This is a genomic window from Brevundimonas sp. (genome assembly GCF_051860745.1).
GTDB lineage: Bacteria > Pseudomonadota > Alphaproteobacteria > Caulobacterales > Caulobacteraceae > Brevundimonas.
Genome location: NZ_JBHYDN010000002.1, coordinates 160,899 through 180,968 on the forward strand (window position 1 = coordinate 160,899; position 20,070 = coordinate 180,968).

At 70.2% G+C, this 20,070-nt stretch carries 16 protein-coding genes and 1 riboswitch; of the genes, 9 read left to right on the forward strand and 7 right to left on the reverse strand.

Features of this window, described 5'->3' with window-relative positions; genetic code table 11:
• Positions 1-4: 4 nt before the first annotated feature.
• Positions 5-2,695, reverse strand: coding sequence for a [protein-PII] uridylyltransferase (glnD, locus tag ACTIEW_RS03235; RefSeq protein WP_439476474.1), 2,691 nt, complete (start codon positions 2,693-2,695; stop codon positions 5-7).
• Positions 2,692-5,385, reverse strand: a complete 2,694-nt coding sequence (gene mutS / locus ACTIEW_RS03240) for a DNA mismatch repair protein MutS (protein ID WP_439476475.1) — start codon at positions 5,383-5,385, stop codon at positions 2,692-2,694. The genes glnD and mutS overlap by 4 nt, the downstream gene beginning before the upstream one ends.
• 55 nt (positions 5,386-5,440) lie before the next feature.
• Positions 5,441-5,659: riboswitch (cobalamin riboswitch) on the forward strand.
• A 165-nt stretch (positions 5,660-5,824) separates the two neighbouring features.
• Between mutS and ACTIEW_RS03245 the strand changes: the two genes are divergently transcribed.
• Positions 5,825-7,663 (forward strand): TonB-dependent receptor plug domain-containing protein, encoded by a 1,839-nt coding sequence (locus ACTIEW_RS03245; RefSeq protein ID WP_439476476.1) that lies wholly within the window; start codon positions 5,825-5,827, stop codon positions 7,661-7,663.
• Here ACTIEW_RS03245 and ACTIEW_RS03250 read toward each other — a convergent pair.
• The 3 genes from ACTIEW_RS03250 to ACTIEW_RS03260 form a co-directional block, all read right to left on the reverse strand.
• Positions 7,647-8,537, reverse strand: coding sequence for an aldo/keto reductase (locus ACTIEW_RS03250; protein ID WP_439476477.1), 891 nt, complete (start codon positions 8,535-8,537; stop codon positions 7,647-7,649). The two genes, ACTIEW_RS03245 and ACTIEW_RS03250, sit on opposite strands and share 17 nt — an antisense overlap.
• A gap of 89 nt (positions 8,538-8,626) precedes the next feature.
• Positions 8,627-10,513 carry a DNA helicase RecQ gene (gene recQ, locus ACTIEW_RS03255; RefSeq protein ID WP_439476478.1) on the reverse strand — a complete coding sequence of 629 codons (1,887 nt, stop codon included), beginning with the start codon at positions 10,511-10,513 and terminating at the stop codon, positions 8,627-8,629.
• Between the two features lie 671 nt (positions 10,514-11,184).
• Positions 11,185-11,955 (reverse strand): energy transducer TonB, encoded by a 771-nt coding sequence (locus ACTIEW_RS03260; RefSeq protein ID WP_439476479.1) that lies wholly within the window; start codon positions 11,953-11,955, stop codon positions 11,185-11,187.
• Between the two features lie 195 nt (positions 11,956-12,150).
• Here ACTIEW_RS03260 and ACTIEW_RS03265 point away from each other — a divergent pair, with 195 nt between their 5' ends.
• From ACTIEW_RS03265 to ACTIEW_RS03300, 8 genes are all read left to right on the forward strand, one after another.
• Positions 12,151-13,050 carry a class I SAM-dependent methyltransferase gene (locus ACTIEW_RS03265; protein WP_439476480.1) on the forward strand — a complete coding sequence of 300 codons (900 nt, stop codon included), beginning with the start codon at positions 12,151-12,153 and terminating at the stop codon, positions 13,048-13,050.
• 38 nt (positions 13,051-13,088) lie between these two features.
• The gene (locus ACTIEW_RS03270; protein WP_439476699.1) at positions 13,089-13,796 is read left to right on the forward strand and encodes a pseudouridine synthase; all 708 of its coding nucleotides are present in this window, start codon (positions 13,089-13,091) and stop codon (positions 13,794-13,796) included.
• A complete protein-coding gene (locus ACTIEW_RS03275) occupies positions 13,793-14,434 on the forward strand; it encodes a phosphoribosylanthranilate isomerase (protein ID WP_439476481.1) in 642 nt (213 codons plus the stop codon). The genes ACTIEW_RS03270 and ACTIEW_RS03275 overlap by 4 nt, the downstream gene beginning before the upstream one ends.
• A gap of 62 nt (positions 14,435-14,496) precedes the next feature.
• Complete coding sequence (gene trpB / locus ACTIEW_RS03280) at positions 14,497-15,681, forward strand: tryptophan synthase subunit beta (RefSeq protein ID WP_439476700.1); 1,185 nt, start codon at positions 14,497-14,499, stop codon at positions 15,679-15,681.
• Positions 15,682-15,684: 3 nt separating this feature from the next.
• Positions 15,685-16,122 carry a hypothetical protein gene (locus tag ACTIEW_RS03285; RefSeq protein ID WP_439476482.1) on the forward strand — a complete coding sequence of 146 codons (438 nt, stop codon included), beginning with the start codon at positions 15,685-15,687 and terminating at the stop codon, positions 16,120-16,122.
• A complete protein-coding gene (gene trpA, locus ACTIEW_RS03290) occupies positions 16,119-16,949 on the forward strand; it encodes a tryptophan synthase subunit alpha (protein WP_439476483.1) in 831 nt (276 codons plus the stop codon). Before ACTIEW_RS03285 ends, trpA begins: the two co-directional genes overlap by 4 nt.
• 9 nt (positions 16,950-16,958) lie before the next feature.
• Positions 16,959-17,855, forward strand: coding sequence for an acetyl-CoA carboxylase carboxyltransferase subunit beta (locus ACTIEW_RS03295; RefSeq protein ID WP_439476484.1), 897 nt, complete (start codon positions 16,959-16,961; stop codon positions 17,853-17,855).
• Positions 17,856-17,995: 140 nt separating this feature from the next.
• A complete protein-coding gene (locus ACTIEW_RS03300; protein WP_439476485.1) occupies positions 17,996-19,282 on the forward strand; it encodes a bifunctional folylpolyglutamate synthase/dihydrofolate synthase in 1,287 nt (428 codons plus the stop codon).
• 18 nt (positions 19,283-19,300) lie between these two features.
• On the opposite strand, the gene ACTIEW_RS03305 is transcribed toward ACTIEW_RS03300, so the two are convergent.
• Both ACTIEW_RS03305 and trxA read right to left on the reverse strand, forming a co-directional pair.
• Positions 19,301-19,609 carry a hypothetical protein gene (locus tag ACTIEW_RS03305; protein ID WP_439476486.1) on the reverse strand — a complete coding sequence of 103 codons (309 nt, stop codon included), beginning with the start codon at positions 19,607-19,609 and terminating at the stop codon, positions 19,301-19,303.
• A gap of 88 nt (positions 19,610-19,697) precedes the next feature.
• Positions 19,698-20,036 carry a thioredoxin gene (trxA, locus tag ACTIEW_RS03310; RefSeq protein ID WP_439476487.1) on the reverse strand — a complete coding sequence of 113 codons (339 nt, stop codon included), beginning with the start codon at positions 20,034-20,036 and terminating at the stop codon, positions 19,698-19,700.
• Positions 20,037-20,070 lie beyond the last annotated feature (34 nt).

Consider the following 20,070-nt stretch of genomic DNA (forward strand, 5'->3'; position numbering starts at 1 on the left):
GCGCTTATCCTGCTTCCGGCGTGCGCGATACGGGGTCGGGCGCGGAGCCGCGCCGGCCGACTTCGGAGACGTCGCGCAGACTGGCGCGGACCGGAGCGGACAGCCGGGCTCCGGCCCGTTCGGTGCGGTCGAGAACCGCCTCGAGCTCGACCCTCAGCCGCTCCAGCTTCGGCCCCGGGTTCGGCTTCCGGCCCTTGGGATCAGTGACATAGAAGCTGTCCACCGCCCGCTCGCCGAAGCCGGCGATATGGGCCGAGCGGATCGACAGGCCGTTGTCGGCGAGGACGCGGGCGAGGTCGGCCAGCAGGCCCGGCCGGTCGGCGCCGGACACCTCGACCACGGCGGCGTCGGGGCTTTCGTCCAGATCGATGATGGTCGTAGGCCGTACGTCGAAGGCGGCCCGGCGCGGACTGGGCGCCGCCGTCGGCGCTGGCGCGATCCGGGCCCCGCCGCGGGCGGCGGCCTCCAGCGCGGCGACCAGCCGGGTCAGGCGGCGCGGTTCGGCCTGGCCGTAGGGGGCGCCGCCGCCGTCCTGAAGCTCGAACACGTCCAGCGCCGTTCCGTCCCCGGCGGTCGCGACCCGGGCCCCGACGACATCGGCTCCGGCGGCGGCCAGCGCGCCCGCCAGATCGACGAACAGGCCCGGCCGGTCGTGCGCGGCGACGGCGACGCGGGTGGCGGCGTACTCCTCCGCCTCGTCTTCCGGCACCGTCAGGGCCTCGACCGCCGCGCCTTTCAGCCGGGCGCGGCTGACCAGATCGGGATAGTCGTCCAGCGGATCGGCGTGGGTCACATCCTCGCCGCGGAACACACCCTCGGTGCGCTGGTACAGGTCCCGGATCAGCCCGCCCTTCCAGGCGTTCCAGACGCCCGGCCCGACCGCGCGGATGTCGGCCACGGTCAGGATCAGCAGGGTGCGCAGCCGCTCGGGGTCGCCGACCAGTTTGGTGAAGGCGCGGACGGTCGCCGGGTCCGAGACGTCACGTTTCTGGGCGTAGTCACTGAGGGCCAGGTGGTTGCGCACCAGCCAGACCACGAACTCGGTCCGCCGGGGATCGAGGCCCAGCCGGTCGCAGGCCCGCCGGGCGGCGATAGCCCCGTCCTCAAGCTGGCCCCGGTCGCCGCCCTTGCCCACGTCGTGCAGCAGCATGGCCAGCATCAGGGCCTCGAAATCGTCGATGCGGTGGACGATCTCGGTCGAGGACGGATGGTCGGCCTTCAGCTTGCCGCGCCAGATGTCGTTGATGATGCCGATGGCCTGCAGCGTGTGCTCGTCGACCGTATAGGCGTGGTACATGTTGAACTGGGTCTGGCCGACGATCCGCCCCCACTCGGGCAGGAACCGGCCTAGCAGACCGGTCTCGTTCATCAGGGTCAGGACGCGGTAGGGCCGCTGACCGTGAGCGAGAATATCGAGGAAGGCGCGCGTGGCCTCGGGGTCACGGCGCAGCGAAGGGGTGACCAGCGACAGCGACCGGCTGACGGCCGAGAAGGCGTCCGGGTGCAGGTCCAGATCATGCTCGTCGGCGGTGCGGAACAACATCAGCAGTTTCTCGGGCGCCTCGGCGAACACCTCGGGGCCGGTGACCGAGAGGCGGCCGGCGTCCTTGACGAACCCTTCGACGCCCAGCTTGCGCTTCTGTCCGGGGATCAGCCGCGACAGGCTCATGGTTGGCTTCTGCTGGCGCGCCTCCAGCTTGGCTGACATGGCGCGGGTCAGGGCGCCGACGTCGCGGGCAACGAGGAAATAGCGACGCATGAACCGCTCGACCGCCGGCTCGTCGCCGCGCCCGCGCCAGCCCATACGCCGGGCGACCTCGGGCTGCAGGTCGAAGGTCAGCTTCTCCTCCGCCCGCCCTGCCGTGAGGTGCAGATGGGCCCGCACCCGCCACAGGAAGTCGAACGACTCCTCGAAGGTGCGGCGCTCGCGGGCCGTCAGCAGGTCGTCCATCACCCGGGCGCCCAGCGGGCTGTCCGGCGCCAGCGAGCGGGCGATCCAGAACAGGGTGTTGAGGTCGCGCAGGCCGCCCTTGCCGTCCTTGACGTTGGGTTCGACCCGGTAGCGGACGGCGCCCGACTTCTGGTGGCGGACGTCGCGTTCCTCCAGCTTGGCGGCGATGAAGGGACGGGGGTCGGCCTTGACCACCTGGGCGCGGAACCGGGCGATAAAGTCGGCGGCCAGCTTCTCGTCCCCGGCCAGCGGACGCGCCTCCAGCAGGGCGGTGCGCACCGTCATGTCCGACTTCGAGAGCGCCAGGCATTCGTCGACCGACCGCGCCGACTGTCCGACCTTCACCCCAAGGTCCCACAGGACGTAGAGCATGAATTCGATCACCTGTTCGGTGCGCGGGATCGGCTTCCATGGGCGAAGGAACAGAAGGTCCAGGTCCGAGTGGGGCGCCAGCACGCCCCGGCCATAGCCCCCGACCGCGATCAGGGTCAGCCGTTCGGCTTCGCTGGGATTGGCGGCGGGATAGAGAGTGTCGGTGGTGAACCGCCACAGGGCCGTCAGCAGGTCGTCGGCGGCTGTGGAATAGAGCCGGGCCACCTCGACGCCCTCGCCCCCGGCGTCGAGACGGCGGGCGATGCGGACCCGGGCGGCGTCGAACGACTCTCCCAGGATCGCCGCCACGGCCTTGCGGACGTCGGGCGCGGACGCGGCTTTGATCAGCCGGTCGTCCAGGGCGTCGGTCACCGGCGGCCGAGGCCCTTCAGCCGGTACAACGCTTCCAGCGCCTCGCGCGGTGACAGTTCGTCGGGCTCGATGGCCTGCAGGGCGTCCTCGACGGCCGACGAACGCGGGGGCGGCGCCGGCTCGGCCATGGCGAACAGGGGCAGATCGTCGAGACTGATGGCGGCGGCCTTCTCGCCTTCCAGCCGGTCCAGCACCTCGCGGGCGCGGCTGACGACGGCGGCGGGCACCCCGGCCAGCTTCGCGACCTGCACCCCATAGGAGCGGTCGGCCGCGCCCGGCGCGGCCTCATGCAGAAAGACGAGGTCGCCGTTCCACTCACGGGCCCGCATCGACAGATTGCAAACATGGGCCAGCCGCGTCTCCAGCCCGGCCAGCTCGTGATAGTGGGTGGCGAACAGGGTGCGCGTCCGATTGCGGTCGTGCAGGGCCTCGGCCACGGCCCAGGCGATGGCCAGGCCGTCATAGGTGGCGGTGCCGCGCCCGATCTCGTCCAGCACCACGAAGCTGCGGTCCGTGGCCTGGGTCAGGATGGCGGCGGTCTCGACCATCTCGGTCATGAAGGTCGAGCGGCCGCGGGCCAGATCGTCTCCGGCGCCGACGCGACTGAACAGCCGGTCCACCACGCCCAGCCGCATGGCCTTGGCCGGCACGAAGGCCCCGGCCTGGGCCAGCACCACCAGCAGAGCGTTCTGGCGCAGGAAGGTCGACTTGCCGGCCATGTTCGGCCCGGTGACGATCGACAGGCGGGCGCAGGCGACGCCGGACCCGTCCAACTTGCAGTCGTTGGGGGTGTAGGGATCGCCCTGTGCCTTCACCGCCGCCTCGACCACCGGGTGCCGCCCGGCGGTGACCTCGAAACAGCTTGTGTCGTCGATGGCGGGGCGGACGCCGGCGACTTCCTCGGCCCATTCCGCCAGCGCCGCGTGGGCGTCGAGCTCGGCGAGGGCCTCGGCGACGGCCTGCAGCGGTCGGGCCAGCGACTGGACCGTGGTCCGCCACCCCTCGAAGGTCTCGCCCTCGATAGCCAGGGCCCGGTAGCCGGCCTGGCTGATCTTCGCATCCAGCTCTGATAATTCGACGGTGGTGAACCGAACCTGATTGGCCAGGGTCTGGCGATGGATGAAGGGGCTTTCGCCCGTCGGCCGCAGCAGCGGCTCGGCGGCCCGGGCGCTGGTCTCAAGGAAATAGCCGAGCACGGCGTTGTGCCGGATCTTGAACGGCACCCCGGCCTCGGCCACGGCGCGGGCCTCGAGATCGGCGACCACGCGGCGGCTGTCGTCACGCAGGCGGCGGGCTTCCTCCAGTTCGGGGCGGTAGCCGGCTGAGACAAAGCCCCCGTCGCGGGCCAGATGCGGTGGCTCGGCGACCAGACCGTCGGCCAGATCGACCAGCACCCGCCCGAGCTCGGGCGACAGGGTCAGCCGGTCGAGGCAGGCGACGATCCGCGTCGGCGGGCCGATCAAGGGCTCGCGCTCGGGCGGGAACAGGCCGGCGATGCCTTCGGCGATCGACAGCCCGGTGCGGATCGCGGCGAGGTCGCGCGGTCCGCCGCGGCCCAGAACCAGCCGCGACACGGCGCGGGCCACGTCGGAGGATGCACGCAGCCCGTCACGCAGGTCGCGGCGCAGGTCGCGGCGCTCCAGCAACCATTCGACCGCATCGAGTCCATGGTTGATGGCGGCGGGATCGCGCAGCGGACGGGCGATCCGCTCGGCCAGCGCCCGCGCTCCGCCGGAGGTGACGGTGCGGTCGATACAGGCCAGCAGCGACCCCTCGCGTTCGCCGCGTTGGGTGCGGTCGATTTCGAGGCTGAGCCGCGTCGCCGGGTCGATGGCGAGGAAGCCGCTGTCGCCCGAACGACGCGGCGGGGACAAGGCGGGGATCTTTCCGGCCTGGGTCGTCTCAAGGTAGGCGGCGATCAGGCCGAGGGCCGAGACCTCGGCCTCCTCGAAGGCGCCGAAGCCGTCCAGCGAGGCCACGCCGTACAGCCGCTCGACCCGCACCCGCGCCCCGACCGGTTCAGCCAAGGCCTGCGGCAGGGCCTGAACCACGCCGCCGGACCCGTCGAGCGCCGCCTTCGTCGCCTCGTCCGAGAACAGGCGGTCAGGCACCAGCACTTCGGAAGGGCGGAACGAGGCCAGGGTCGCGCCGAGGTCTTCCAGCGAACAGGCGACGGCGTCGACCGATCCGGCCGACAGCTCGACCACGGCGACGGCCGCACGGCCCTTGCGTACCGATACGGCGGCCAGCCGGTTGGCCCCGCGCGCGTCCAGCAGACTGTCCTCGGTCAGGGTGCCCGGGGTGACGACGCGGACGATGTCGCGGTGGACCACCGCCTTGGAGCCGCGTTTACGGGCCTCGGACGGGGCCTCCAGCTGTTCACAGATCGCGGCTTTGAACCCCTGCCGGATCAGCCGCGCCAGATAGCCGTCGAGCGCATGCACCGGCACCCCGGCCATGGGAATGTCCTGGCCCTGATGCTTGCCCCGCTTGGTCAGGGTGATGCCGAGGGCCGCCGAGGCGATCTCGGCGTCCTTGAAGAACAGCTCGTAGAAATCGCCCATGCGGAAAAAGACGATGGCGTCCGGCTGGGCCGCCTTGGCCGCAAGGAACTGCGCCATGACCGGCGTCGTCCCCTCGCTGGACGGGACGGCGTCGGCTGTTGGAGGGTGGACGAGGGGGGCGTTCATGGGGACGCGACAGGGTGAAGGATTGCGGTCGCCGCCTCAAGCGGAATGCCGCGGCCTTGCACAGGCTCAGTTGGCCTGCGACAAGCCCCTCAGGCGGTTAAGGGAACGCGGTCAGACACCGCGGCTGTGCCCGCAACTGTAGGCGGCGAGACCGTCGCTCGATCCGGAGAGTGATCTCCGGCGTCACTGGGAAACCCTTTGGGCCAACCGGGAAGGCGAGAGCGGTGGTTGGCGACCCGCAAGCCAGGAAACCTGGCCGCCGACGTCGCTCGTCCGCTGTCCGGGACCAGACAGAGGCGTGGGGCCAACCCTTCCGCTTGCGCGGAAGCTGTTCCGTCGAAGCGACCCGACCCAAGCGCCGTGCCCCTTTTCGGGGCCGGGTCGGTCGCTTTCACCTGCCGCCGCGCAGCGCCAGCGCGGGGCCGACGGAGACCCGCGCATGACGCGATCCATCCTCTACGCCACGGCCGCCGCCGTGCTGTTTCCCCTGTCCGCCTGGGCGCAGACCGCCGCCGAACCCGGCGACGACCTGCCTGAGGTCGTCGTCACCGCCACCCGGTTGCCGGCTATCGTCGCCGAAACGCCGGGCGCGCGGGTCATCGACCGGGCGACCATCGACCAGCGCGGGGCGGTCTTCGTCGCGGACGTCCTGAGCGACGTGCCCGGCCTGTCGGTGGTGCGCTCGGGCGCCTTCGGCGGTGTCGCCCAGGTGCGGATGCGCGGCGCCTCGCCGGGCAAGACCCTGGTGCTGGTCGACGGCGTGCCGGTCAACGATCCCGCCGAGGTCAACGGCGCCTTCGACTTCTCCGGCTTCGAACTGTCGGACATCGAGCGGATCGAGGTGCTGTCGGGTCCGCAGTCGTCGCTGTGGGGCTCGGACGCCATCGGGGGCGTTATCGCCTTCACCACCCGCGATCTGGAGGGCTTCAGCGCCGAGGCGGAAGCCGGGTCGTTCGGCACGGTCCGGGGCCGACTGGCGGCGGGCGTCTCGACCGAACAGTACGGCTTTGGGGCCTGGGTCTCGCATTTCGACACCGACGGCATTTCGGCCGCCGACGAGGCCGACGGCAATCCGGAGGTTGACGGCTTCACCGCGACGACGGTCGGGGCCCGGGGCCGCTATGCCCTCTCCCCCGAAGCGGCGCTGGACGGGTCGCTGCGCTGGAGCGACAGCGCCGCTGATCTGGACGGTTTTCCGGCGCCGACTTTCGCTCTCGCCGATACGCTCGATACACAATCCAGCGAGCAGTGGAGCGGGTTCGGCCGCCTGCGCCTGACTGCGTTCGGTCTTGAGCATCAGCTCAGCCTCTCGGCCTCCGATATGGCGCGCGAGACTGTCTCGGCCTTCCCTTCGGCCTTCGAGGCGGACCGGCAGGTGGTCCGCTGGCAGGCGGACGGCGCGGCGGCGGGCGTGGACTTTGTCATCGGCGCCGAACGCGAGGAGACCGAGGGCAGTCTGTCGACAGGCCTGACCGAACAGCTGGGAACGACGTCGGCCTTCGTCACGGCGCGGATCGAACCGACCGATCGTCTCAGCCTGACCGGCGCGCTGCGGTTCGATGACACGGACGATTTCGGCTCGAAGACCACCGGCCGGCTCTCCGGCGCCTTCGACGCCGGCGGCGGGATCACCCTGTCGGCGGCGTACGGGACGGGGTTCAAGGCCCCCTCGATCAGCCAGGCGGTGTGCGATTTCTGCTTCTCGTCCCAACCATTCCCCGTGCTGCGTCCCGAGACGGCGGAGGGCTATGAGGCCGCGGTCGGCTGGGCCTCGGCGGACGGGCGGATCGAGGGTCGGGCCACGGTCTACCGCCTGGGCGTGGAGGACCAGATCACCTACATCTTCGATCCGATGACCTTCGACAGCTACTACGTCAATGTCGCCGAGACGGCGACCGACGGGGTCGAGCTGGAGGGCCGGGCGCTGCTGGGGGGCGGTTTCGATCTCAGTCTCGCATACGCCTGGACCGACGCGCGGGACGAGACGACCGGGGCGCGGCTGCTGCGGGTTCCGGAACAGGCGGGGTCGGCGACCCTGGGCTGGACCGGCGAGCGGCTGTCGGGGGCCCTGACCGTTCGGGCCGAAGGCGATCAGGACGACGCAGGCGGGGTCCGCGAGGGGTTCGTCACGGCCAATCTGAACGCCTCCTGGGCCCTGACCGAAGCCGTGACCCTGACGGCGCGGATCGGGAACCTGACGGATGAGCGCTATCAGCAGGTGTTCGGCTACGGCGAGCCGGGTCGGTCCGGTTCTGTCGGGATCAGGCTGCGCTACTGATCCTGCGGGGGCCGGCGGCGATTGTCGCCGGCTCCAGCTGCATGGACGCCCAGTCGAGGTCGGGCGTCGCCGCGTGGGCCGCGGCGACGACGGCGCGGAGTTCGGCGGCGGAGGCGATGCTGGCGACCACGGCGGACACCTCGGGCAGGCCTATGGCGTAGGCCAGGGTGGCCTGCATCGGATCGACCCGGGCCTCGGCCAGGCGGCGACGGATGCGCGACAGGGTCGGGCCATAGCGATGCATCTCGAGCGGGAGGGCCTCGCCGCTCATGAACAACAGGCCGTCCGCGAACACTGACGAGGCATGGACGGCGACGTCGAGGGCGGCGAGTTCGGACAGGACACCCGAATGCTGGGCCCGCTGGTCCAGCAGATTGCAGCGCAACTGGACCACATCCGGCTGGAAGCGGCGGGCCAGCAGGGCCGGGCCGTCCTCGACCGCGGCGCGGAAGCCGATGCGGCGGTACAGGCCCCGGTCCTTCAGGGCCAGCAGCCGGTCCCACAGGGCGCGGCCCTCGGCGCCGGCCAGGTCCGCGGCGGCGGAGACGAGCAACAGGTCGCCGCGCGGCAGGCCGAGACGTTCCAGTGAGCGGCGGGCGCGGGCCTCGACCCGGTCGACGCCGTCATTGACGGATACGGTGCGGACCGAGACCTGGAAGGGGGAGGGGAAGGGCCAGGCCTGACCCAGCCAGCGTTCGCCGTCGCCGTCGGGTTTGGTCGCGACCCGGGCCACGCCGGAATCGGCGGCGGTCTGGAGCAGCAGACGCAGGGATTCCTCGCGCGCGCCGGCAGGCGCGGGAATGGCGCGGTCGGGCTGGTGCACGACGGCCAGAGCCAGTTTGTCGATCGGGGACGGGGCACGGCTTGGGATCACCGCAGGACTGTGACGGCGAAAGTTTAAGGCCCTCCTTCCGAGACCTTGCGCGAAGCTTAACCGGCGAACCGCGGTTTCAGTCCACAGCCTCAGTCGGGGGCCTGCCGAAGCGCCTCCAGAACGCCCTTGCCGTAGCGGTCCAGCTTGGTCTGCCCAACGCCGGAGATGTGGCCGAGGCGCTCAAGGTCGCCGGGTTCGGCGAGGGCGATCTCGAGCAGGGTCTTGTCCTGGAAGATCACATAGGGCGGGACGTGCTGTTCGGCGGCGCGGTCGCGGCGCCAGGCGCGCAGGGTCTCGAACCGGGCCCGGACGTCGGCGTCCATCGACTCCAGCGCGGCGTTGCGGCCGGTCCGGGTGCGCTCGCGCGCCGGGGCGGCGCGGGCGGCCGCGGCCCGGACCTCGATAACCCGTTCGCCACGATAGACGGCGCGAACGGTCTCGGGATCGCCCAGCCGGACCAGAGGTTTGCCCTCGTTGGGATCCTCGACCAGCAACCCCTCGAACATCAGGTGGTCGACGATGTCGCGCCAGGTGTGCTGACCCGTGTCGGCCCCGATGGCCCAGGTCGACAGGGCCGTCTCCCACGGCTGGACGTCCTTCGTCTTGCCGAGCAGATGGTCGATGACGCGGGTCTTGCCGAACCGTTCTCCGAGACGCTGGACCGCGGCCAGGGCCTTCTGGGCCGGGACGGTGGCGTCGAAGACGGCGGGCGGATCGAGGCACAGGTCGCAGACGCCGCAGCGTTCGGCGCCCTCCTCACCGAAATAGCGGCGCACGGACTGGGCGCGGCAGACGGCCCCGTCCAGCATGGCGAACAGCTGGCGCGCCTTGCGGACCTGCACCGCCTTCACCTCTTCGGCCATCGAGCGGCCGTCCAGCCGCTTGAGCGTCCAGGCGATGTCGGACGGGCCGTACAGCGTGATGCCGTCGGCGGGTTCGCCGTCGCGCCCCGCGCGGCCGATCTCCTGCCAATAGGCCTCGAGCGAGCCGGGCGGGTCGGCGTGGATGACGAAGCGGACGTCGGCCTTGTCGACCCCCATGCCGAAGGCGATGGTCGCGACCATGACCGCCCCGTCCTCGGCCAGGAACCGCTCCAGCCGACGGTCGCGGTCGCGAGCCTCCATGCCGGCGTGATAGGCGATGGCGTTGGTTCCGGCGGTCCGGAGCGCCTCGGCCACCCGCTCGCAGCCGTCGCGGCTGCCGCAATAGACGACGCCCGACTTGCCGCGCCGCTGGCGCACCAGGTCGATCACGGCGGCGTCGGTCCGGGCGCGTGAGGCGCTTTCCTTGCGGATGGCCGAGAGCTGCAGATTGGGCCGGGCGAAGCTGTCGACGACGACCTTCGCGTCCTCCAGTCGCAGCGAGCGGACGATGTCGTCGCGGGTGCGGGTGTCGGCGGTGGCCGTGACGGCGATGCGCGGCACGCCGGGAAACAGCTCGGCCAGACGGCCCAGGGTCCTGTAATCCGGGCGGAAATCATGTCCCCATTGCGAGACACAGTGGGCCTCGTCGATGGCGATCAGACTCAGCGGCAGGTCATGCAGCCGGTCGATCAGATGCGGCTGCGCCAGTCCCTCGGGCGAAACATAGAGCAGGTCCAGCTCGCCGGCCCGGGTCTGACGCCAGATGGCCGAACGGTCGTCCATGGAGACGCCGGAATCGAGCCGCGCGGCCGCGACGCCCTGCTGTTTCAGCGCCTCGACCTGATCGGTCATCAGGGCGATCAGGGGAGAGACGACGAGGCCGAGGCCGGGCCGCAGCATGGCGGGGATCTGGTAGCAGACGCTCTTGCCGCCGCCGGTCGGCAGGACGGCGACGACGTCGCGGCCGGCGAGGATTTCGGTCACGACCTCGGCCTGGCGACCGCGGAAATCGGCATGGCCCCAGACCCGTTCCAGCGTGGCCCGTGCGTCGGCCAGGGACGGCGTGGGCGGGGAAAGGACCGAGTCGGCGAGCATTCCGGCCTTGTGCCTCATTTGTTCCAAGCTGAGAAGGCGCGAGTCCTCGCTCTCCGGCATTGCTGCCGGAAAGGTCGGGAAGGCGTGCGGAGCGCCGGGCCCGCGCCCGGAGTTCTTTGTGGTTTACCGTTTCGACGCAGACAGACGCTCCGCGCGGAGATTGATCGGAAGCTTGCGTCCGGTGGCGGTTTTATCGCCTTACCGCAGCGCCTCCGGCGGGCGGGCCGTGCTTGCGACACGGTCCCCGGACCGGGCGAGTATCCCCCTCGCCCCTGACATCCGTTTGGTTATCAGACCCCGGGCGTTGGCTGCCTTGCTCTGGCAGCCGGGAACCGGGCCCCCGCTTCTCCACATCCCGCCGCCAAAGGACGCAAGGCCTCTGCGCCTCCCCTGCGACGGAACGGGGGGAGTCTAGGAGGGGGCGTTCCTATGGCGGGATAAGGACGCTGTGATTTTCCAAAGGCGTGTGAATTCCGATGGTTAGCGGCGCGGGATATGCTGACAATCGGCGGATTGTCAGCACGGCGCCATGACGGTCCCGTCTCCAGAGCGAGAAGGGCGCCCGCCCCTCTGGCCGGACCGGTCGCCCAGGAGTCCGTTCTCCGGCGAGGAGCGATCGACCGATTTCGATCCTTGGCGGACGCCGCAAGGACCTCGCTGGCGCGGGTTGGGGAATTCCGCCGGCTTGATCATTCCGTGGCCGGGTTCGTCCCGGTGACCTCGCAGCCGTACCGGTCACAATATCGGCGGCGCAGTTCCCCGATCACGACCTCTTCCTCAGGAGTGAGGTCGGGGCAGGCCGCCGCCAACTCTTCCGGTGAACGTGCCGGGACAGTCCCGCCGGCGAGCACATGGCGAAGGTCACCCTCGCTGTACAGACGCGCCATCTGGAGCGCGCCGATCTGCAGGTCCGCGTCCCGGTCCAGCGGCAGAAGTTCGTCAAGCCATGGGCCGACCACGGCGCGACGGTCAAAATCCAGCCCGTCCATCATCGTCTCGCGACGATCCGGCGGGGACCAATCAGGCAACGACTGCAATATTTCGCGAGCGAGCGACAGTTGGGTGTCGGTCGGTTCAGGCCCGTCCCAGCGCCCCCGCTCGGGCATCCGGAAACGAATGGTGGTCTGGACAGTGGTCGAAACCGGCTGGCCGTCGACCCTGCCGACGCCCACCTCGGCGCTTGCAACCATGACTCGCGCCACTGAACCGAAGCCGAGCCCACGCGGAGTCTCTTGAACGACCTCGCAGACGTAGGGATGACCGTCCGCCTCGACCCAACACTTGATCGTCGCATGACCGGAAGCCTGTATGAGAAGCGCAAAGCCTGGGTACAGTATGGAACCCAGTCCCGGATCAGGCGACGCCTTCCAATAGGGGGGCGTCCACTCCTGTGCGGCCACAGGCTCCGCGGCAGCCAGGACCATCGTCAGGCCTGCCAGCGCCCATAATTTGCCCGTCATATCTGTCCCCCTTGAAATGCCCCTGACAATCGGACCGGAGGGCCGTGGAATGCAAGGGCAGGACGTCCGGAGGCCTGCCTGGGACGGCGGCGCTCAGCGCTCCTCGCTTCGGGACCCTGAGGCCGCGCCCCCATTGGCCACGGGTCTGTCGGCGTGCGCTTCGCGCCGACGCTCAATCCGGCTATAGGCGCCGCCATGACATCTTTTCTCTACGGGCGCCCGCCGGCCGTCTTCGATCCGCCCGGCGAGGCGATCCAGGTTTCGCCGCTGATCCCCGGCTCGACGCCGCTCGAGGATGTGGCCGAAGGCTCGGCCGACACCGTCATGATCCATGCCCCGCCCGGCGTGCTGGAGCGGCGCCATACGCTGGCCCTGGCCCTGAAGGCGCTGAAGGTGGGCGGCCGGCTGGACGTCATGGCGGCCAAGGACAAGGGCGGATCGCGGCTGAGGAAGGAGCTGGAAGGCTTCGGCGTCGAGGTCGGGGAGAGCGCCAAGGCGCACCACCGCCGCTGCGTGGTCATTCGGCCGGAGACGGTGACGGGGATCGACGAGGCCATCGCCGCGGGGGGGCCGCGTCTGGTCGAGGGGCTGGACGCCTGGTCGCAGCCGGGCGTCTTCGCCTGGGACAGGATCGATGCGGGCTCGCTGCTGCTGGCGCAGGCCGTGCCGTCGTTGAAGGGGGCGGGGGCCGATCTCGGATGCGGCTACGGCGCTCTGGCGACCGTGGTCCTGGGGTCGCCGGCGGTGACATCGCTGCGGCTGATCGATCTGGACCGGCGGGCTGTCGCGGCGGCGCGGAAGAATGTGACCGACCCGCGCGCGACCTTCGAATGGGCGGATGCGCGGACGCTGGACGATGTCGGTGAGCTGAATTTCGTCGTCAGCAATCCGCCGTTCCATGACGGCGGCGCTGAGGACAAGCGGCTGGGTCAGGCCTTCATCCGCAAGGCCGCGGGACTGCTGAAGAAGGGCGGCGTGCTCTGGATCGTGGCCAACCGGCACCTGCCTTACGAGGCGGAGCTGAAGGACGCCTTCAAACGTGTCGACATGATCGCCGACGCGGGCGGGTACAAGGTGTTCGAGGCGGTGAAGTGAAGACCCCGACGTCCCGCGTCGACAAGCTGCTCGGCTCGATGGGCTATGGCTCGCGGACCGAGATGGCGCGGCTGGGCAGGGCGGGCGGGATTGTGCTGGACGGCGCAGACCTGACCGATGTGTCGAAGCGGATCGCGGTGACCCCGGACCTGCCGGCGCGGATGGAGATCGATGGCGAGCCGCTGGATCCGACGCCGGGTCTGGTGATGATGCTGCACAAGCCGTTGGGCATGACCTGTTCGCGCAAGGAGGACGGGGCGCTGGTCTATGATGTCCTTCCGCCTCGCTGGCGGCGGCGCGATCCGGCGATCTCGACCATCGGCCGGCTGGACAAGCAGACGACGGGCCTGCTGCTGCTGACCGACGACGGCGACCTGCTGCACCGGGTGATTTCGCCCAAGCGTCATGTGGCCAAGGTCTATCGCGCGACCCTCGCGCGGCCGCTGGTCGGGACCGAGGGGGACGTCTTCGCCGCCGGCGGACTGGTGCTGGAGGGCGAGGACAAGCCGCTCTCGCCCGCCGTGCTCGAGGTGCTGTCGCCGACCCCCGAGGGACGGGCGGTGGCGCGGCTGACGGTGACCGAGGGGCGCTATCACATGGTGCGGCGGATGTTCGCGGCGGTGGGCAATCACGTCGAGGGCCTGCACCGGGAGCGGGTCGGCGGCCTGTCCCTGCCCGACGATCTGGCGCCCGGGGAATGGCGGTTGCTGGATCAGGGCGGGATCGACGCCATATTCGCCGCATGAGCGCCCACGCCAAGATCTGCGGCCTGACCACGCCCAACACGCTGGACGCGGCGCTGGCCGGTGGGGCGGCGTTCGTCGGGGCGGTGGTGTTCCCGAAAAGCCCGCGCCACATCGAACCCCTGCACGCGGCGACCCTGTTCGAGCGGGCGCGTGGGAAGACGAAGATCGTGGCGGTCACCGTCGACGCCGACGACGCCCTGCTGACCGAAATCGCCCTGATCCTGAAGCCGGACCTGATCCAGCTGCACGGCCATGAGACCCGGGAGCGGGCGGAGCAGGTCCGAACCCTGACTGGCGCCGGGATCATCAAGGTGCTGCCGATCGGGGCCCACGAGGATTTCGCGGAGGCGGAGGCCTGGGAGCCGTTCGCCGACCACCTGATGTTCGACGCCAAACCGGCCGAGGGCTCGCCCCTGCCTGGCGGCGTTGGCGCGCGGTTCGACTGGACGCTGCTGGCCGACCGGGCCTTCCGGCGCCCTTGGTTCGTGGCCGGGGGACTGACCCCGGACAATGTCTTGCAGGCGATCCACATATCGGGCGCCCCCCTTGTGGATGTCTCCTCTGGCGTGGAAACCGCGCCCGGTGTTAAGGACGCCGCGCTGATCACGGCGTTCCTCGACGCCGTCCGTTCGGCCTGAATTCCGCCGCTCCCCCGCGCGAGACCTGACCCGTGAACGCCATCATCCCCAACAGCTACGCCATGCCCGACGCCGAGGGCCGTTTCGGCCCCTATGGCGGGCGGTTCGTGGCCGAGACGCTGATGCCGCTGGTTCATGAGCTGAACGCAGCCTACGAGGCGGCCAAGGCCGACCCGACATTCCAAGCCGAGCTGGACGGCTTTCTGACCGACTATGTCGGCCGGCCCAGCCCGCTGTATCTGGCCGAACGGCTGACCGCCCACTACGGAGCCGCCGACATCTGGTTCAAGCGCGACGAGCTGAACCACACGGGCGCGCACAAGATCAACAACTGTATGGGCCAGATCCTGCTGGCCATGCGGATGGGCAAGACACGGATCATCGCCGAGACCGGCGCCGGCCAGCACGGCGTGGCGACAGCCACCGTCTGCGCCCGGTTCGGGCTGCAATGCGTGGTCTATATGGGCGCGACAGACGTCGAGCGGCAGTCGCCCAACGTCTTCCGCATGAAACTGCTGGGCGCCGAGGTCGTGCCGGTGACCGCCGGCCGGGCGACCCTCAAGGACGCCATGAACGAGGCGATGCGTGACTGGGTCACCAACGTCGAGGACACCTATTATCTGATCGGCACAGCCGCCGGGCCGCATCCCTATCCGGCCATGGTGCGCGACTTCCAGAGCGTGATCGGCAAGGAGACGCGGGCGGCGATGCTGGCGCGGCGCGGCAAACTGCCCGACGCCTGCGTGGCGGCGATCGGCGGGGGATCCAACGCCATCGGCCTGTTCCATCCCTTCATCGAGGACGCCGGCGTGCGGCTGATCGGGGTCGAGGCGGCCGGGCGCGGTCTGGACGGCCCGGACCACGCGGCGAGCCTGCAGGGCGGCCGCCCCGGCGTCCTGCACGGCAACCGCACCTATCTGCTTCAGGACGACGACGGCCAGATTCTCGAGGGCCATTCGATTTCCGCCGGACTCGACTATCCCGGCATCGGCCCTGAACACGCCTGGCTCAAGGACATCGGCCGCGCCGAATATCGGGCAGCCACCGACGCCGAGGCGCTGGAAGCCTTCCAGCTATGCTCGCGCCTTGAAGGCATCATTCCGGCGCTCGAGCCCAGCCACGCCCTCGCCCGTGTCGGCGAAATCGCGAAGGAAGTGGGCAAGGGGGGCGATGTCGTGCTCAATATGTGCGGACGGGGCGACAAGGACATCTTCGCCGTGGCGAAGCATCTGGGCGTGGAGTTGTAGACTATGAAGATCGTGATGATGGCCGCCGCGGCGGCCCTTATGGCCGCGCCGGCGATCGCGCAAACCCCGGCGCCCCTGCAGGTCGAGATCCCGGATCTGCCGACGGCGGTCAGCGACCCGACCTGCGGCGGGAGAATCGGGCTGGCGCAGCAGGCCACGTGCGTGATGACCACCCAGGGGGCCATCGGCGGCCTGGTGGACGCCTACAGCGAGGCCTTCTCCCGTCAGCAGTGGCTTCCCGCCGGCGGCGAGGACAACCGTGTCGTCTATGTGAGACGACGGGAGGGCGGCGGCTGCGACGGATTCCAGATGATGGCCTTCTCTGACCCCGCGCGCGTTCCGGGCCCGGCCGAGCCGGCCTATCTGGCCTTTGCGGCCATCCCGGGCGACGTCTGCTCGGACCAGCCGGCGGCTGCGGCGGCGCCCGCTCCGGTGCAATGACCACGGCGCGTATCGACGCCCGCTTCGCCGCGCTGAAGGCCGAGGGCCGGGCCGGATTCGTGGCCTATGTCATGGCCGGGGACCCGACGCGGGAGGAGGCGCTGCAGATCCTGCGCGGCCTGCCCGCCGCCGGGGCCGATCTGATCGAGCTGGGCTTTCCTTTCTCCGACCCGATGGCTGAAGGACCTCCGATCCAGCGCGCCGCCCTGCGCGGTCTGAAGGCCGGACTGACGCTGAAAGGGACGCTGGCGCTGGCCGCAGACTTCCGCGCCGGCGACGCTGACACGCCAGTGATCCTGATGGGCTATCTCAATCCGATCGAGAGTTACGGATATGACGCCTTCGCGCGTGATGCGGCGGCCAGCGGCGTTGACGGGCTGATCGTCGTCGACTGCCCGCCGGAAGAGGCCGGGCCGCTGTCCGACGCGCTGGACGCGGCGGAGGTGTCGCTGATCCGGCTGGCCACGCCGACCTCGGACGACGCGCGGCTGAAGATCATCGCCGGGCGCACCTCGGGCTTCGTCTACTATGTCTCGGTCGCGGGGGTGACGGGGGTCAAGGAGGCGCAGACCCTGTCGGTGGCCCCCGCCGTCGAGCGGGTGCGCAAGGCCTCGGGCCTGCCGGTCGCCGTCGGCTTCGGCGTCAAGACGCCGGAACGCGCCGCCGAGATCGCGCGCGTCGCCGATGCGGTGGTGGCCGGCTCGGTGCTGGTCGACGAAGTGGCGGCGGCGCTTGAGGCGAACGAACCTGCCGCGCCGCGCGTTCTGGCCAGGGTCAGGGCCCTCGCGAATGCGGTCCGGGGTGCGCGGGTCGCGGAAACGGTCTAAAGCGCGCCCATGGCTGACAAGACTCCTCCCAAACCCCAGGAAAAGCGTGGCGGCTGGCTGAGCCGTTTCGCGCCCGGCGTACGCAAGATCGTCAGCCGGCGCGACACGCCCGACAATCTGTGGGTCAAGGACCCGGATTCCGGCGAAATGCTGTACCGCCCGGATCTGGAGGCCAGCCTGTGGGTCACCCCCGCGGGCCGGCATATGCGGATCGACGCCCCGACCCGGCTGCGCGCCACCTTCGACGACGAGACGTATGAGTCGATCGACACGCCGGACGTGCCCGAGGACCCGCTGAAATTCTCGGACGGCAAGCCCTACAAGGACCGGCTGATAGCGGCGCGCAAGGCCGCGGGCCGCAAGGACACCATGGCCATCGGCTTCGGCGCGCTGGGCGGGACCGAGGCGGTCGTGATCGTCCAGGACTTCACCTTCATGGGCGGCTCGCTGGGCATGGCGGCGGGCGAGGCCTTCATCGCGGCGGCCCGTGCGGCGATCGAACGCGGCGTGCCCCTGGTCTGTTTCACGGCCGCCGGCGGGGCGAGGATGCAGGAAGGCGCGCTCAGCCTGATGCAGATGGCCCGCACCACCCTGGCCATCCAGGAGCTGAAGGCGGTGCAGCTGCCCTTCGTCGTGGTGCTGACCGACCCGACCACCGGCGGGGTCACCGCCAGCTACGCCATGCTCGGCGACGTGCATCTGGCCGAGCCCGGAGCCCTGATCGGCTTCGCGGGCCCGCGGGTGATTGAGGCGACCATTCGCGAGAAACTTCCCCCCGGCTTCCAGCGCGCCGAATATCTGCAGGAAAAGGGCATGGTCGATCGTGTCGTCGCCCGCGCCGACCTGCCGGTCGTGCTGGGCCAGATCCTGTCGATGCTGATGGGCGGGAAGCGCCGGGCGGCCTGATATTCAACCGCTCATCCCGGCGAATGCCGGGACCCAGATTGAAGAACTTGCTGTCGCCTGCTTGAACGCCGGTGGTCATCGCCACGGGCCGTGTCATTGCATCTGGGTCCCGGCATTCGCCGGGATGAGCGGAGTTTAGTTTGGATCCCATCTCCGAGAGGCTCAGACAGCGGCATCCGCAGCGCATCGACCTGTCGCTGGAGCGGATGCGCGTCCTTTGCGCCGGGCTGGGCGATCCGCAGGACCGGCTGCCGCCGGTGGTCCATGTCGCCGGCACCAACGGCAAGGGCTCGACCGTCGCCTTCATCCGGGCCATCGCCGAGGCGGCGGGCCTGAGGGTCCATACCTACACCTCGCCCCATCTGGTGCGGTTCAACGAGCGCATCCGCCTGGCCGGCAGGCTGATCGACGACGAGGCGCTGAACGCCATCCTCGACCGCATCGAGGGCGTCATTGACCTTGGGGGCAGCGAGGCGACGGTGTTCGAGAGCGCCACCGCCGCCGCCTTCGTCGCCATGAGCGAGACCCCCGCGGACCTGGCCATCGTCGAGGTGGGGCTCGGCGGGGTCCTGGACGCCACAAACGTCATCGAACGGCCGCTGCTCAGCGTCATCGCCCCGGTCGATCTCGACCATGCCGAATTCCTCGGCGACAGCCTGCACGGCGTGGCGGTGGAGAAGGCGGGCATCCTGAAAGCCGGCGCGCGCGGGCTGATCGCCCGCCAGTCCGAGACGGCCATGGCGGCCATCGAGGCCGCGGCCCGGGCGGTGCGCGCGCCCCTGACGGTGATGGGGGTGGATTTCGACGCCTGGGCCGATCGCGGCGGCCTGTCCTTTCAGGATCAGGAACGGTTCCTCGATCTGCCGGCCCCGGCTCTCGCCGGACCGCACCAGATCGACAACGCCGGCCTGGCTATCGCTGTCGCCCTCGAACTGGACCTGCCGGAATCCGCCATCGCCGAGGGCCTGCGTTCAGTGCGCTGGCCGGCGCGGATGCAGCGGCTCACAGGCGGACCCTTCGGCGAGGCCGCCCAGGCGGCGGACGCCGAACTGTGGCTGGACGGCGGGCACAATCCGCATGCGGGGGCGGCGCTGGCCCTGGCCTTGGCCGAGCGGCAGGCGAAGGCCTCCCGGCCGCTGGCCTTGATCGTCGGCATGCTGGCCAACAAGGACGCTGGCGGATTCTTTGCGGCGCTCAGCCAGTCAGGCGCGGCGGTCTTCACCGTCCCGTTCGACGGGGCAGCGGCCGAGCCGGAGGCATTGGCGGCGGTGGCGCGCGGTCACGGCCTCGGCGCCACGCCGTGCGCCTCGGTTCAGGAGGCCCTGACGCGCGCCCTGCGGCTGGGGGCCGGCCGGGTGACGATCTGCGGGTCGTTGTATCTGGCGGGCGAAGTTCTGGCCGCCGCGCGCGAGACCTGGCCGGACTGAGGCGGCCTGCCTCCGGACCTAGCCGCCGTTCGGGCCGCCCGGTGTTGCGGTCGCGCCCTCATCCGGGAAGCGAATCCGCTGCATCGCGCGCATGAACTCCCGGGTCTGCTGATCCTGAACTCCGGCCCGCGGAACGTCGCGGCAGACGCGCTGCTGCATATTCGACCCCGTGGCGCGTTCCAGCCGGCAGACGCGACGGGTGTCGCCCTCAGGTCCAGGAGGTGCGCTGGAAGGCCTGACTTCGGCGGGGGCGGGCGTTCCGGCGATAACGGCGACCTGCCCTCCGTCAAGAAGCAGGGTGGCGGCGAACAGGACGGCGGTCAGCATGATGACGCTCCAGCATCCATAGCGATGGACGGGAGCAGAACACCGATCACCGGACGGGGCAAGTTACGATTGCGACGCCCGCAACGCCTCAGGCGGCGGCCTGGCCGATGCCGGCCTCGGCCAGCCATTCGACGATCTTCCCTTTGGGCATGGCGCCGACCTTCATCGAAGCCATCTGACCGTCCTTGAACAGCATCAGGGTCGGGATGCCCTTCACGCCGAGCTTCGACGGGATCATCGGGCTGTCGTCGATATTGACCTTGGCGATAACCACCTGGCCGGCCAGTTCATCGGCGATCTGTTCGAGCGCGGGCCCGATCTGTTTGCAGGGGCCGCACCACTCGGCCCAGAAATCGACCAGAACGGGGACGGACGCCTTCAGAACATCGGCTTCGAAACTGTCGTCGGTGACCTTGACGGTGGCCATGGGGGTACTCTCCAGATCGGCCGGTCATCATGAG